The sequence below is a fragment of the Bartonella rattaustraliani AUST/NH4 genome (assembly GCF_000312565.1).
Taxonomy (GTDB): domain Bacteria; phylum Pseudomonadota; class Alphaproteobacteria; order Rhizobiales; family Rhizobiaceae; genus Bartonella; species Bartonella rattaustraliani.
Map to the genome: position 1 here is coordinate 1 of NZ_CALW02000028.1, position 14,781 is coordinate 14,781.

Below are 14,781 nucleotides of genomic sequence, written 5' to 3' on the forward strand. Positions count from 1 at the left end.
TGTCATTGATGTTTTGAACAAGCTCTTGTAACTTTTTATAAAGCTCTGCTGCTAACTCCGCTAGATCTTCAGGGAAGAGTTTTATATTTGCATTGCGACAGGTTGTATAAGCTATGCGACCGAGTTTTTTCATGAGTCCAGTAGGAATGGTGGGTGCTTTAAAGCCGGCTGCTTTCGCTTTTGCCATGTCACTAAACATTTCACCTTCACCAGTGAGAAGCCAATAAAAGTCTACACCATAAATTTTGTAATAGGCAATTACGATAGATGCTGGTGGCTCATTTACACCGAGCTCATAATTTGCGAATGTACTTTTCGCCAAATCAAGAGTTTTTGCAAAAGCACCACGTTCTTCATTTCCAAGCATTTTTCTTATTTCACGTAGGCGTTTTGCCAATGGTGTTTTTGGTAACGCGCCCATAGTTTTCCTTTTAGAGGAGCATTAAGCCGTATCTTGTGTAGTTACTAGATGTGCACTTTCAGCTTCTATTTGACGCTTTAAATGCAATTTTAGAAGAGGCAAAGTAAGTTCCACTTCTTCAGTGTCGTTTATGTTTTGAACAAGCTCTTGTAACTTTTTATAAAGCTCTGCTGCTAACTCCGCTAGATCTTCAGGGGAGAGTTTTATATTTGCATTGCGACAGGTTGTATAAGCTACGCGACCGAGTTTTTTCATGAGTCCAGCAGGAATAATGGCAGGTGCTTTTAAACAAGCTGCTTTCGCTTTTTCCATATCTCGAAACATTTCACCTTCACCAGTGAGAAGCCAATTAACGTCTATACCGCAAATATTTTTGTCAATGAATAACATTGATGAAGGCGGCTCTCATACGCCAGTTTCATAATTATACATAGTACTCTCTGGTACTGTAAGATGATCAGCAAACTTTTTACGCTACGTAAAACCAAGAGCGAGCCGTACTTCACATAACCGTTTTGCCAGTTCTGTTTTTGATTTTTTTCAGATTTTGCCAAAGAAAATCACTCCACTCTTACATTTAGGTATGGCAAATTTATAAAAGTAAATCATAACTCATGTTACCGCCCGTTATTGAGGGCATTTATTCTACATTTAACCCCACAAAAACAGATGGTTTGAGCATCCGTTTAAAGCAGGAGCGAAAGTTATGACAATCACACAAAAATGGGATCGCCATAGTATTTTAGCCGAGCCACACTACCGTAACATGACCTTGGCGGAGCTCGCGAAAGCATATCAACTCCCTTCATCCAGCGTTCAGCATATCTGGACACGACCCAATGAGAAAGCCGAGCGTGCTATTGCAGACTTTATCGGCTTGCCCGTCGAGCAAGTTTTCTTTGAGCGCTACCCCAAAAGTCGCCGTCGCATTTTTAAAGCAGCAAAACACGCTCATACGGATTCCATCAAACATTCCCCATTGCGTGGGAGTGCTGCTTAAACTTCGTTGTCAGGCTTTGCGTGTTAGCGCATTTGCCATGAATTTAAATACCATAAGATAAAAAGGTTTATCAATGTCTAAAGATCAAGACGAAATAGGCAAGGTAAATTGCATAGAGTTTCATCCTGGGGCAGCCATTTTTGTGGTTTTGTTTTCCATAGCAGATGATCAGATTGTCTTTATCGGGGGTGGTTATAGTTGCTGCTTATAATTTATGGACCCCAGAGGAAAAGAGAGAGCTCTTCAATCCTTATTCAGAAGTTGAACGTTTAGAAATGATGCTTAGCTGTTCTTTTAGAGCAGTGAGTTGTGGCTTTAGGCATCTGCCGATACGCTTTATTATAGATCCGCCGCATTATTTGTTTGATGCGATGTTGGCGCGGCAAATTGCCATTCATATTTTGCATTATCACTTAGCAAATGCTTTACCGTGTGATAATTGACAAAACACAAAACTTAGAGAAATGGATTGATCATACGGGGTCCCATTGCCTTGAGTTTATAATGAAACATATTAATTTATAAATGATATAACTATCATTATTCACCTTAAACCCTAACACCGAATATCGGGAGACTCGCTTATTTTAAATCTTTTCATGATGAATCAACTTTATGCACGTTTATGCACTTAACTTTACGCCATAAGCGGAGTTGGCCATTCGGGGTCCCCCCTAAAGATAAGGCGAAAATGCCTTGAATGAACCGCTTTCATGCAAGGGTTGTTGCAACACCATAAGTTGGTAAATATACTATGAGCGGAAAACTGGCAAAGAGAATGATGATACCCACTTGGGCTTTCACCTCACTTTAAGAAAAAATTGTTTAAGGATTTGAACCTTGCCCAAAGCGTGTATGAATATAATCACTTAAAAGAGACTCAAATTCCTCAGCAATATGTTCACCCCGCAAAGTTTTCACCTTTTTCCCCTCAATAAAAACAGGGGCTGCAGGACTTTCACCCACTCCAGGCAATGAAATCCCGATATCAGCATGTTTTGATTCTCCTGGTCCATTGACGATACAGCCCATCACTGCAACTTTCAAACTTGCAACACCAGGGTATTTTTCGCGCCAGACGGGCATATTTTTATATAAATCCTCTTCAATTTTTTGTGCCAATTGCTGAAACACTGTCGAGGTTGTGCGCCCACATCCAGGGCAAGCGGCAACAACAGGCAAAAACTGCCGAAACCCCATAACCTGTAACAATTCCTGCCCCACCTTTACTTCGCGTGTTCGATCTCCACCAGGCTCAGGTGTTAAGGAAATGCGAATAGTATCCCCAATTCCCTGCTGCAGCAAAATTCCCAAAGCCACAGAAGAGGCAACAACACCTTTTGTACCCATCCCTGCTTCTGTCAATCCCAAATGAAGTGCATAATCACAACGCCCTGCCAAACTACTGTAGACAGCGATAAGATTTTGCACATCACTCACCTTAGCAGAAAGGATAATTTTATTACGCTCCAACCCTAGCTCTTCAGCAAAAGCAGCTGAATGTAAGGCTGACTGCACAACAGCCTCACGCATAACTTCAGAAACAGAGAGAGGATTTTCCTTTTGAGCATTTTCATCCATAAGCTGTGTCAATAACGCGTTGTCCAAGGAGCCCCAGTTCACCCCAATACGAATAGGTTTACGATACCGACAGGCAATCTCAATAATTTCTGCAAACTGGCGATCCTTTTTGGGTCCAAAACCGACATTTCCAGGGTTGATCCGATATTTTGCAAGAGCCTCAGCACAAGCAGGGTGTTCTGATAAAAGTTTATGACCAATATAATGAAAATCCCCCACCAAGGGTACAAACAAGCCTAACCGTTCCAACCTCTCTCGTATTTTAGGTACAGCCGCAGCAGCTTCATCACGATCAACAGTAATACGCACCAATTGGGAACCAGCTTTCCAAAGAGCAGCAACTTGCGCAACAGTGGAATCAACATCAGCAGTATCAGTATTTGTCATTGATTGAACAACAACCGGATTATGACCACCAACCAAGACATCGCCAACCGCAACGACGACAGACTGACGACGCTCAAAAGGTCCAGATAAAGAATACGCGGTGCTCATAAAGTCCTCAAATTTTCAAAGCTTGTGTTATCGATCATCCTTTATGGCAACAGTTACCAAAGTATAATTTAAAAAACGAATTGAAGAAAACGCTTTATAAAACCAAAATTGTTGTACTTCCACCACCGTCTGATAAGCAACACAATCAATGCAACCTTTCAATTTTCAAGCCGTTATAAAAAAACCAAAGATAATCCGAATTTTCGTAAAACAATATAACACCTGAAGGAGTTAATAAATGTGTCTATTTTCAACACACGCCAAGAATGCTAGAATTAAAAAGCGCATTGCACAATTAAAAAATGAACTTGTTCCTGTAAATCATTGGTATCCTGATAATGACAGCTTTAAAAACATCTCTAACATATTTGATACTTGGAAACAAAAAAGCTGTCACGCACTTCACCACCTCAACGAACATGCGGCAACATTGAAGAAAAAAGCAAAAGAGCACCCCAAAACAACGCTTGCATTAGCGGCGGGAATGCTCTTGACAGGCTTCTTTTTGATACGGAAAAATTAACAATACAACCTAGCCTTTTAAATGCCCGCTTGATCTCGGGCATTTTTTTTGCACTTTGTGACATGTGTGAGACATGACTTTTATGATAGGCGTTATTTTTTACAACGGGCCTTCCTTGGCATAAACCACCTGCTCATGAAAAGGATATCAATATCATGCGTGATGTCTTCATTGTCCTTGATAATAATCACTTTTGTCAGCAACTTACAAATGAAATAAATGAATTTTATTTTCATTTTTTGCTTCTTTTATGATTCTGATTTTATTATTTGGCACAAATTATTTTCTGATTCATCATCAAAAATACCATAACAAGGGATGTGCGCACAAAGGATAACCCAATCCATAATCAAGAGATCATCAACAGCCCAAGAGAACGCCATGCAATGAACATAATTTGTTTCTCGTTCTTTTCCTGTTTTTTCTCTTTCAAGAAATTTTTTCCTTACGGGAGAGAAGATCGTGATAAGAGGCATAACAACAACAATTTTTTTTAAGAAAAGACATGCTGTTCACATCAATGATATTTATTATTGTGATATCTCATTTATGTTTATAACCCCTCAATTTTTCCCCCTGCTTCCTAAAACCACCCGCATTTTTAAACCACAAGGCACACAATCTCCATCTGCATTAAAAACATCGCTCTTCACCAAAGAACTAAAACGCCAACGCACCCCAATCTGTCACCAAATTGGTTTTTCTGAACAGCCTCCCTCTACACCACTAATACACATCTACTTTAATGAGGCAACACCCTTCCCGCAAAACAAAAACGCTCTTGCGTTACATATGCGCACGCTCGTTTTGTTGCACATGCACATATCGTTTTAAAGAGACATCTCTTCGTGCTTCCAAAACTGTTTCACAGTGCTATCCATCATGAACAGCTTCGCTCTACACCACTAATACACATCACTTTAATGAGGCGACACCCTTCCCGCAAAACAAAAATGCTGCTTGCGCTGTATATGCGCACGCTCGTTTTGTTGCACATGCACATGTCGTTTTAAAGAGACACCTCTTCGTGCTTCCAAACCTGTTTCACAGCACTATCTGAAAATTGTATAATAATAAGCCATTGAACACCACCATCTTTACTGACACAAGTTTACTTGTACAAGGGATAAGCGGGCACCACCATTCTATTAATCCACTCCATGGTTTATTGACTCATTCATAGTGTGTGACACCCCTGCATGAAAAAGAGTTCATGAAAGGCATTTTCACACACCTCTCTTCACGCGTTTCATCCCCTACACCAACCTCACTGATAGTGTACAAGCACATGATTTAATTGCTTCAATATGAAAAGCGGTGTGATAAGAGAAATGTCTCATATTCGGCATAATAATATAAGGGTAATAATGACAATTTATCATGATAAATCAACATATTGCCCTCATAAAAGAACAAGTACGCACCAGTATTATCGTTGCCAACACGCAAATATTGCCTCTTGCGTTTAAACATCTCATAAAAGGCATGGGGGCGTCTTTTTTTAATTTTTACTCCCTGCCTCCTTGACCAACCCCACTTGTAACTTGCAAGCAAACTATTTTTCTTCAATATCAACCGGCTTAAAAGAAGAGAGTTTTATAATCTTACGCACATTGAACAGCACAAACAATCAATGATCATGACAAATCAATTCATTGCCCTCTACAAGCCCTATCAACAAACCTGCTTCGCAAGATTTCACGCAACCTTATACCCAAAAGATATATAAAATCAGAGTGAAACAAAACGCCCCTTTAAGACGCCAGCATACCTCTCTTATAAACATTTAGAAGAATAAAATTTTAGAATAATGCAAATAAGAATTTAAAAAGATGCACGATAAAAAACCAAACAAAATCTTCTATAGTGAATGTCCACTTGTTATAAGCAAAAGATATAAACATCAAACTTAACAAACCCAAGATTTTATCCTCCAGAAGCAACACGTTGCGCAGTATCCACATAGGTAATAACAGACATACCAGGAATAAGTTTTTCAGCTCCTTCCTGTCCAGGGTCTAACGCAATCCGTACCGAAATACGTTGTGCAATTTTAATAAAATTACCGATTGCCGTATCGGTCTTTAAAAGTGAAAATTCCGAACCTGTTGCAGGTGCGAAACGAACCACACGGCCTGTCAACTTCTGATTGTTCAATGCATCAACAGAAAAGATAACAGGCTGTCCAACACGCATCTTAAAAAGTTGCGTTTCTTTATAATTAGCAATAATCCAAATATCATCAGAAATCACCGAAACCAATTGCGTACCAGGCACAACATATTGCCCTACCCGCGCACCAACCAATCCAACATGCCCCGTTCTGGGTGATAAAATTTTCGTATGATTCAAATTGAGCTTAGCCGATTCCACACTCACCTTTGCTCCAGCAACTTCTGACTGTACACTTTGCCGCTCAAGATCCAATTGTTTTTGCAATTGTCGTTTTGTTTCAAGCGTTGCTAATAATTGGGAAAGAGGACGAGAAACCGTATTGGCAGCATCATTTAAACCAAGCTTTTTATTTTCAGCCCCCCCGAATGCGCGCGAACGTGCCAATTCAGCTTCCAAGGTATTAACTTCTCCCTGCAAAATCTGTGCCTGCAACATAATGCTTGCAAGTTTTGCATTTTTGGAATCCAAAGTCGCCTGTGCCCGTGCAAGCTGTTGTTGAAAGAGAGAATCATCAAGTTCAAATAACAGCATTCCCTTTTCAACTCTCTGATAATCTTGCACATAAATGCGTGAAATCACCCCAGAAATCTGTGAACTGACTAAAGTCACATCACCCTTAATGGAAGCATTATCGGTCATTTGAATTGTACTCACAAAAGGAGGAAGCTTCCAAGCCCATAAAATCAGCAAAATCCCAATAACACCTGCGAGAAATGCAATAAGTGTCGCTTTCGACCGTAATGCTTTTATCATTTTTTGCACTCCTCTTTTATGACACTATCCTGCTTCATACGTAGACGCCAAGAACATAATTGTACCAATATTTTGACAAGAAAAATGACAAATGTAACCGTTGCAATATAAAAATAAAGCCGAAAAACATCATCATAAGCAAAAATATTTGCTGTAAGCTTAAACTTATTGACCAACATCGCCGTTCCTTGCTCACTTCCCAAAAGATGAGAAGACGCACCATAAGAGGGTGAAAAAAGGGTATTTGCCTCTCCTGAAATGAGAGGATCTGTAACAAGAATATTTTGTGTTAAAGACTCAAAATTCTTATGGGCGAAAAAAACCTGTAAACTTCCAAACAAAGCCGAGCCGACCAAACCACCGGTCACTTGTGTCAGCAGGAACACAGCAATAAAGCTTAAAACATAGCGCGGACCTCGCGCACCAGATGTCACAAATCCCTTGCAAAGAACAGGTGGCAAAAAGAGCGCATAACTAAAGCTTATCAAACCTTGGCTCCACATCATATCTTGAGGGCGCGTTAAGTGGTTCACATGGCTATCTAAATAAGTACCAAGCGCCAAAAAGCCCAAAGAAAAAAGATAAAAATAATCTTCACGCCCAATACGTAAAAAAAAGACACAAACCGCCCCCCCTGAAAGAGCACCCAATACAATCGCCAAATACATGGGCACCATTTCACGATTTAACAAACCAAAAAGATTAAAAAAATTTGCCGCTAAAGTTGATCTCTCTAAAAGAAAAACGTGAAAGACCAACAAAATAAAAACAGTTTGTACCATTTCTTTACTGAGAAGCCAGCGTAAATCAATTAAAGGATTTTTTCTATTGAGTTCAATCATCGTTGCAATCATCAAAGAAAAAATAGCCAGTGCCCCCACCCAACCAATCCATGGTGCTTCATACCACCAATATAATATGCCAACAGACATAATCACTGCATTGATCCCAAGACCAAAGGCAATGAGACCATAACTCACCCAGTCTAATTTCTCGATGACCTTGTTGCGAACAATAGGGGTCAATGGAAGAGCGTAGATACACCCCAAACTGAGGAGCACCAAGCCCATTTCCATGGCTGAAAGGCTCAAAAATCCACCATTTTCTAGCAAATCAGGGGAAATCAAACGTGATAAAGGCGCTGCTAAAGTCGCATTCATATAATTTAAACTAAGACCAATGGTAAATTTTTTCGCTGGTGCAAAAGCTTCCATCATATAAAGGAGCGCGAGCGACGCCAATGGCGCCGCAGCAATACCAGCAAAAAAGCGAATAATCAGTGCAGAACGCAAATCCGTAACAAAGAGCTGTAAAACGCAGACCAAAACGAAACCAAGAATAGATAATTCAGCAAAAGCGCGAAGCCCAAACTGGTAGCGGATCTTGATCAACATGATTGCAACACTCACATTCGGGGCCATATAAGCAGCAACCAACCATGTCGTTTCCGTTAAAGTTGCATGAAAATCCCCCGTAAGATAGACAATATTAGATTGGACAACATTTGCCCCTAAACCATAAGCCCATTGCAAAATAAAAGAGGCAAGAATATAGACAAAACACTTTGGCAAAGGTCCAGCAAAAACAACACCGGGGTGTGGAAAAGGCTTTCCTCCCCTTCTAGCAGACATAACCGTACCTCTTTTGCCGCCCATGTCTCTTTATCCTATATAACCTTTTATGACTCTGTCAACAAAGCACCAACCGTCACCAATTGGTGAAAAATGCCTTTATCTTATGATTTTCTGCATCGCTAGAATCCCCTCCTAACGTTGCCTGGACTTGCAAGATCTGCTGTTCCAACACCTCAAAAGAAAGATTTTCTACAGCAACAACACGTTCAACCAAAAGAGAACAACCTGCAAAGGTGATATTGGCAACACCTCCACAAACAGCAAACAACTTTTCCCCAGAACTGGTACGAACGCGAACACTTCCCAAAACAATACTTGCCACTAAAGGGGCATGATGCGCCATCACCGTCAAGACACCTGATGCTGAAGGAAGAACAACGGATAATACCTGTTCTGAAAACACAATTTTCTCAGGTGACACAAGTTCAAACAAAAAATGCTCTTCTTTATTGTGTTCCACAAAAATCTCCACAAGGCTTGATACAAGGACAGCATGCCCTCTTTATAGCACTTATCACAAACGTCTTCTTATGAAGAAGACTCTGCAATGAGACGCTTCCCTTTTTCAACGGCTTCATCAATCGAACCAACCATATAGAAAGCCGCTTCGGGTAAATCATCATAATCACCAGCACAAAGACCTTTAAAGCCTTTGATGGTTTCCTCCAAAGGAACGAGTTTTCCAGGAGATCCTGTAAAAGCTTCAGCCACATGGAAAGGCTGTGAAAGGAAACGCTCAATTTTACGCGCCCGTCCTACCAGCAGTTTATCATCTTCCGAAAGTTCGTCCATTCCAAGAATAGCAATAATATCCTGCAACGCTCTATAACGCTGCAAAATGGTTTGTACTTGGCAAGCAACAGTATAATGTTCTTCACCCACAACCAATGGATCCAACATACGCGAGAAAGAATCCAGGGGGTCAACGGCCGGATAGATTCCTTTTTCAGCAATCGAACGCGAAAGAACGGTTGTTGCATCCAAATGGGCAAAAGAAGTTGCAGGCGCGGGATCTGTTAAGTCATCAGCAGGAACATAGATAGCCTGAACAGAGGTAATAGACCCTGTTTTCGTACTGGTAATACGCTCTTGCAAAGCACCCATATCGGTTGCCAAAGTTGGTTGATACCCCACAGCAGAAGGGATACGTCCTAAAAGCGCAGACACTTCAGCACCAGCTTGGGTAAAACGGAAAATATTATCCACGAAGAAAAGAACATCCTGACCTTCATCACGGAAACTTTCTGCAATCGTCAATCCTGAAAGAGCAACACGTGCACGCGCCCCTGGTGGCTCATTCATTTGCCCATAGACAAGCGCACATTTTGACCCTTCTGTTGAGCCATTATTTTCTTTTGGATTCACATTCACACGGCTTTCGATCATTTCATAATAAAGATCATTTCCTTCACGCGTGCGCTCTCCCACGCCGGCAAATACGGAATATCCACCATGCGCTTTTGCGATATTGTTGATCAGCTCCATAATAAGAACGGTTTTACCAACCCCAGCACCACCGAACAATCCAATCTTACCACCTTTAGAATAAGGCGCCAACAAATCAACAACCTTAATACCAGTCACAAGAATTTCTGAAGCCGTTGACTGCTCAACATATTCAGGAGCATCTTGGTGAATAGAACGCATCTTTGTAGCTGCAATGGGGCCAACATTATCAACGGGCTCTCCAATCACATTCATAATACGACCAAGCGTTGCCTCTCCAACCGGAACACTGATCTGTGTCCCAGTATCAAAAACTTTTTGACCACGAACCAAACCATCAGTGGTATCCATAGCAATCGTACGGACTGTGTTTTCACCCAAATGTTGCGCAACTTCTAAAACCAATCGCTGACCTAAATTATCGGTTTCCAAAGCATTCAAAATATTAGGTAACGCACCTTCAAACTGCACATCAACAACAGCACCAATAATCTGCTTAATCTGCCCAACGGCTCCTTTTTTATGCACCTCTTTTTGAGGGGAAGAACCAGAAGAAGCCTTTACACCAGTTTGCGATTTTGAAGCGGTTTTTTTGGCACCTGAACGAACAGTCGTTTTCTTTTTTTCAACTTTTCCTGCTTCCTTACTTGACGTCGCTGCTTTTACCATCAATTCTTACCTTTTCCATTTAAAGCGCTTCAGCGCCCGCAATAATTTCGATCAACTCCGTTGTGATTTGTGCCTGACGCTGACGATTATAAGCCACCGTCAATTTATCAATCATTTCACCGGCATTGCGCGATGCATTATCCATAGCAGTCATCTTGGCACCCATTTCACCAGCAACATTTTCAAGCAAAGCACGAAAGATTTGCACGGAAAGATTGCGTGGCACAAGTGTCTCCAAAAGAGAAGCTGCCTCAGGCTCATACTCATAAACAATGGATTGTAAATTTTCATTTTTATCTGTTTTTTCAACAATGCCTACCGCTTCCACAGCCTTTTGACGAGAATGCATGGGGATTAAGCAAAACGCTGTTGGTTGCTGTTGAATCACCGAAACAAATTCAGAATAAAACAGAGTACAAACATCAAAAGCACCCTCGTTGAATAAATCAACAATCCGCTGACTAATCATTGCCGCTTCTGCAAAACCAATCCGCTTTACAGAATGCAAATCGATATGATCAATCATCAAAGCTTTATAATCACGTGATAAAATATCCGCTCCCTTTTTGCCCACAGTTAAAATTTTAACGATTTTACCCGCAGCAAGCAGCGTCTTAGCCTGTTCACGTGCACGACGTGCAATCTGCACATTAAAAGCACCACATAACCCACGCTCCGCAGTACAAACCACCAAGAGATGCACATCATCTCGACCAGTCCCGCGCATAAGGGGTGGTGCGTCAACCACATCAACATCCCCAGCAACACTCGCTAAAGTAGCAGCCATTTTCTGCGCATAAGGGCGCGCGGAATGTGCTGCTTCCTGCGCACGATGCAACTTCGCCGCCGCCACCATTTGCATGGCTTTGGTAATTTTCTGTGTTGCTTTCACCGAAGCGATACGGTCTCTAAGATCCTTCAACGACGCCATTTAAGCATTCCATCAATTCATCACGAAAAATTCTTCGCGTAAGACTGAAGAACAGTAAGCAACTTACCCTTCAGCTCATCCGTTAACTGCTTTTGCTCAGCAATTGCCTGCAAAAGATCCAAATGATCACCTCGCAAGAGTGTCAAAAGCCCCTGCTCAAACCGCGCCACATCAGAAACAGCCAAAGAATCAAGGTAACCATTCACACCAGCAAAGATGACAACAACCTGCTCTTCTGTTTTCAAAGGAGAAAATTGCGACTGTTTCAAAAGCTCGGTCAAACGTGCACCACGGTTTAAGAGACGCTGTGTTGACGCATCAAGATCAGAACCAAATTGTGCAAAAGCCACCATTTCACGATATTGTGCGAGTTCACCTTTAATCGATCCAGCAACCTGCTTCATCGCTTTAATTTGTGCAGAAGACCCAACACGCGACACCGAAAGCCCCACATTCACAGCAGGACGAATACCCTGATAGAACAAATTGGTTTCTAGAAAGATCTGCCCATCGGTAATGGAAATAACGTTTGTTGGAATATAGGCAGAAACATCATTCGCCTGCGTTTCGATAACCGGCAAAGCCGTCAAAGACCCAGAACCATTTTCAGCATTCAATTTTGCAGCGCGTTCTAAAAGGCGTGAATGAAGATAGAAGACATCACCAGGATAAGCTTCACGACCAGGAGGACGACGCAATAAAAGAGACATCTGGCGATAAGCAACAGCTTGTTTTGAAAGATCATCATAACCGATCAAAGCATGTTGACCATTGTCACGGAAATATTCCCCCATTGCACAACCAGCAAGAGGTGCAATAAATTGCAGTGGCGCAGGATCCGAAGCGGTAGCAGCAACGATAATAGAATATTCAAGCGCACCGCGTTCTTCCAAAATTTTCACAAATTGAGCCACCGTTGAACGTTTTTGACCAATAGCCACATAAATACAATACACTTTATCTTGTTCTTGCCCACCTTTTTTGTCGTGGAACGGTTTCTGATTTAAAAATGTATCGAGCAAAATCGCTGTTTTTCCTGTTTGACGATCACCGATCACCAACTCACGCTGTCCGCGTCCAATAGGAATGAGCGCATCGATAGCTTTCAATCCGGTTGACATTGGCTCATGCACCGATTGGCGTGGAATAATCCCTGGCGCCTTAACATCAACACGACGCCGTTCTGTTGCCTTGATCGGTCCCTTGCCATCGATAGGATTTCCAAGAGCATCAACAACACGCCCAAGCAAAGCTGGCCCCACTGGAACGTCCACAATAGCGCCCAACCGCTTAACACTATCGCCTTCACGAATATCACGGTCCGATCCAAAAATTACAACCCCGACATTATCGATTTCCAAATTCAAAGCCATACCCCGTACACCATTTGAAAAGGAAACCATTTCCCCTGCTTGGACATTATCCAAACCATACACGCGAGCAATACCATCACCCACAGAAAGAACCCAACCAATTTCTGAAACCTCAGCCTTTTTGTCAAAGTTTCTGATTTGCTCTTTTAGAATTTTTGAAATTTCAGATGGTCTAATATCCATCAGCTGACCTCTTTTTTCAATGCAAGCTTAAGCGAAGACAGTTTTGTTACAAGAGACGCATCAATTTGAGACGACCCCACACGGATGATTAATCCACCAAGAAGAGTTGGATCAACAAGAATGCGTAGCAAAACTTTTCCCCCAACGACACCTTCCAAAGCCACGCGCAACTCTTGTTCTTGTTGAGAACTCAGTGGACGAGCAGAAATAATCTGCGCCGAAATTTCTCTTCGAGAGAGAGCGACACAACGCTGAAAAGCATGTAAAATACCAGACAAGGCACAAAGCCGACGATTTTGCGCAACAACACGCAAAAAATGCCCCATAATTTGACCAGCGTTCTTATCAGCAAATTTGATGCTTTCACAAACAGAATGCATCGTATTAACCTGCTCTTTTACTGAAAAGAATGGGCTCTGCACAAAGCGTTTTAAATCTTCGTTTTGATCCAGAACACGTAAAAAGGATTCCACAGCTTTTTCAACCTTTTCAAGAACTCCTGCTTCTTGAACATAATCAAAAAGTGCTTGCGCATAGCGCTGATCTACCAATGGCAGCGGCATAAGAGAAAATGAATCCGACACGAAATACCGCCTCTTTCCCTTGAAAAACTCTCTGATGTTTATCAGATAAAACAAATCAAAAATCCCAGACTTTAAGAATCTCTCTCTTAAAACCTAGAATAAAAAACTTTTGGGTTTCTAGCATAGACATGGCTGACTCGCAACACTCCAAATCACTGCTTTTTAAAAAATTTAAAGAAAATATTCAAAATATTTTTGAAGGGGATTTTTAAAATCCGATAAAAGAGCACTACGTTATTTTTATGTCTTTTTTTGAAATTTCATCCCTGACTTTTCCAGTGTTTTTCATTTTGGTATCCTTCATGTTTTGAAACCAAAAGCACAATAATCTCCGGCAATTTAACAATGGGATACTTTTCTTAAAAAGGCGCTTTTTCCACGAATCTGCTCCTGCTCCTGCTCCTGCTCCTGCTCCTGCTCCTGCTCCTGCTCCTGCTCCTGCTCCTGCTCCTGCTCCTGCTCCTGCTCCTGCTCCTGCTCCTGCTCCTGCTCCTGCTCCTGCTCCTGCTCCTGCTCCTGCTCCTGCTCCTGCTCCTGCTCCTGCTCCTGCTCCTGCTCCTGCTCCTGCTACCTGCTCCTGCTCCTGCTCCTGCTCCTGCTCCTGCTCCTGCTCCTGCTCCTGCTCCTGAAAAAATGTGTTATTTCAAGCATATAAGCAAGACATAATAACGGCTATTCCCCATAAAATAAGGAGAAAGTTGATCTTTTTACTTAAAATTCTCTCTCCTGAAAAAACATCTTTTAAAGAAGAAGGAGGTCGACCCTCATATACTGCCTTCTTGAAGCTTTGCGGATCAATATCAATCTGAACCCGAACGGAACTGGGCATTTTAGCAACGCACGCAAGCATCACACGAATAAAGCCTTGGATATCAAAAGAGCGCGGTCCTTGGAGCAAAAGCCGAAAACGATAACGTCCACGCACAAGAGCCAATAGCGCTTCTGCCGGTCCCATAACAGAGATATTTTTCTCTCGTGGTGCAACTTGGCGCAAAACACGTGCATAGAGCGCG

Annotated in this window: 12 protein-coding genes and 3 pseudogenes; 4 read left to right on the plus strand and 11 right to left on the minus strand. The window is 41.8% G+C overall.

Annotation, left to right across the window (positions count from 1 at the left end):
* The coding region (locus BN67_RS04095; protein ID WP_019222868.1) for a helix-turn-helix domain-containing protein at positions 1-421 on the minus strand (421 nt) is incomplete at its 3' end.
* A 21-nt stretch (positions 422-442) separates the two neighbouring features.
* Positions 443-943 (minus strand): annotated as a pseudogene (locus BN67_RS12610) (helix-turn-helix domain-containing protein).
* 184 nt (positions 944-1,127) lie between these two features.
* On the opposite strand from BN67_RS12610, the gene BN67_RS04105 reads away from it, so the two are divergent.
* The 3 genes and pseudogenes from BN67_RS04105 to BN67_RS11540 all read left to right on the plus strand — a co-directional run.
* Positions 1,128-1,421: a helix-turn-helix domain-containing protein gene (locus tag BN67_RS04105; RefSeq protein ID WP_019222524.1), complete on the plus strand. Its 294-nt coding sequence runs from the start codon at positions 1,128-1,130 to the stop codon at positions 1,419-1,421.
* Positions 1,422-1,494: 73 nt separating this feature from the next.
* Entirely contained in the window at positions 1,495-1,632 is a 138-nt protein-coding gene (locus BN67_RS14450; RefSeq protein WP_192813122.1) for a hypothetical protein, read from the plus strand.
* A pseudogene (locus BN67_RS11540) lies at positions 1,616-1,831 on the plus strand (hypothetical protein); the annotation flags it as partial. The gene BN67_RS14450 and the pseudogene BN67_RS11540, both read left to right, overlap by 17 nt.
* 415 nt (positions 1,832-2,246) lie before the next feature.
* On the opposite strand, the gene ispG reads toward BN67_RS11540, so the two are convergent.
* On the minus strand, positions 2,247-3,497 hold the full coding sequence (ispG, locus tag BN67_RS04115) for a flavodoxin-dependent (E)-4-hydroxy-3-methylbut-2-enyl-diphosphate synthase (RefSeq protein ID WP_019222871.1): 1,251 nt from the start codon (positions 3,495-3,497) through the stop codon (positions 2,247-2,249).
* 238 nt (positions 3,498-3,735) lie between these two features.
* Between ispG and BN67_RS04120 the strand changes: the two genes are divergently transcribed.
* Positions 3,736-4,020: a hypothetical protein gene (locus tag BN67_RS04120; RefSeq protein WP_019222872.1), complete on the plus strand. Its 285-nt coding sequence runs from the start codon at positions 3,736-3,738 to the stop codon at positions 4,018-4,020.
* 1,926 nt (positions 4,021-5,946) lie between these two features.
* Here the strand turns inward: BN67_RS04120 and BN67_RS04135 are convergent.
* The 8 genes and pseudogenes from BN67_RS04135 to BN67_RS15400 all read right to left on the minus strand — a co-directional run.
* Entirely contained in the window at positions 5,947-6,948 is a 1,002-nt protein-coding gene (locus BN67_RS04135; protein ID WP_019222876.1) for an HlyD family secretion protein, read from the minus strand.
* Positions 6,945-8,603 (minus strand): MFS transporter, encoded by a 1,659-nt coding sequence (locus BN67_RS04140; protein WP_026088160.1) that lies wholly within the window; start codon positions 8,601-8,603, stop codon positions 6,945-6,947. The genes BN67_RS04135 and BN67_RS04140 overlap by 4 nt, the downstream gene beginning before the upstream one ends.
* Before the next feature lie 52 nt (positions 8,604-8,655).
* On the minus strand, positions 8,656-9,042 hold the full coding sequence (locus BN67_RS12615; protein ID WP_425277075.1) for a F0F1 ATP synthase subunit delta/epsilon: 387 nt from the start codon (positions 9,040-9,042) through the stop codon (positions 8,656-8,658).
* Between the two features lie 68 nt (positions 9,043-9,110).
* Positions 9,111-10,697, minus strand: a complete 1,587-nt coding sequence (atpD, locus tag BN67_RS04150; RefSeq protein WP_019222879.1) for a F0F1 ATP synthase subunit beta — start codon at positions 10,695-10,697, stop codon at positions 9,111-9,113.
* 19 nt (positions 10,698-10,716) lie between these two features.
* Entirely contained in the window at positions 10,717-11,628 is a 912-nt protein-coding gene (locus tag BN67_RS04155; RefSeq protein WP_019222880.1) for a F0F1 ATP synthase subunit gamma, read from the minus strand.
* A gap of 20 nt (positions 11,629-11,648) precedes the next feature.
* Positions 11,649-13,184 (minus strand): F0F1 ATP synthase subunit alpha, encoded by a 1,536-nt coding sequence (gene atpA / locus BN67_RS04160; RefSeq protein WP_019222881.1) that lies wholly within the window; start codon positions 13,182-13,184, stop codon positions 11,649-11,651.
* Positions 13,184-13,768, minus strand: coding sequence for an ATP synthase F1 subunit delta (atpH, locus tag BN67_RS04165; RefSeq protein WP_026088161.1), 585 nt, complete (start codon positions 13,766-13,768; stop codon positions 13,184-13,186). Before atpH ends, atpA begins: the two co-directional genes overlap by 1 nt.
* A 781-nt stretch (positions 13,769-14,549) precedes the next feature.
* Positions 14,550-14,777, minus strand: a pseudogene (locus BN67_RS15400) (primosomal protein N'); the annotation flags it as partial.
* Between the last annotated feature and the right edge of the window lie 4 nt (positions 14,778-14,781).

Coding starts and splice junctions, on each gene's coding strand:
- atpA (WP_019222881.1), bottom strand. CDS start 13,184: ATGGATATTAGACCATCTGAAATTTCAAAAATTCTAAAAGAGCAAATC.
- BN67_RS14450 (WP_192813122.1), top strand. CDS start 1,495: ATGTCTAAAGATCAAGACGAAATAGGCAAGGTAAATTGCATAGAGTTT.
- BN67_RS04105 (WP_019222524.1), top strand. CDS start 1,128: ATGACAATCACACAAAAATGGGATCGCCATAGTATTTTAGCCGAGCCA.
- ispG (WP_019222871.1), bottom strand. CDS start 3,497: ATGAGCACCGCGTATTCTTTATCTGGACCTTTTGAGCGTCGTCAGTCT.
- BN67_RS04135 (WP_019222876.1), bottom strand. CDS start 6,948: ATGATAAAAGCATTACGGTCGAAAGCGACACTTATTGCATTTCTCGCA.
- BN67_RS04155 (WP_019222880.1), bottom strand. CDS start 11,628: ATGGCGTCGTTGAAGGATCTTAGAGACCGTATCGCTTCGGTGAAAGCA.
- BN67_RS04120 (WP_019222872.1), top strand. CDS start 3,736: ATGTGTCTATTTTCAACACACGCCAAGAATGCTAGAATTAAAAAGCGC.
- BN67_RS04140 (WP_026088160.1), bottom strand. CDS start 8,603: ATGGGCGGCAAAAGAGGTACGGTTATGTCTGCTAGAAGGGGAGGAAAG.
- atpD (WP_019222879.1), bottom strand. CDS start 10,697: ATGGTAAAAGCAGCGACGTCAAGTAAGGAAGCAGGAAAAGTTGAAAAA.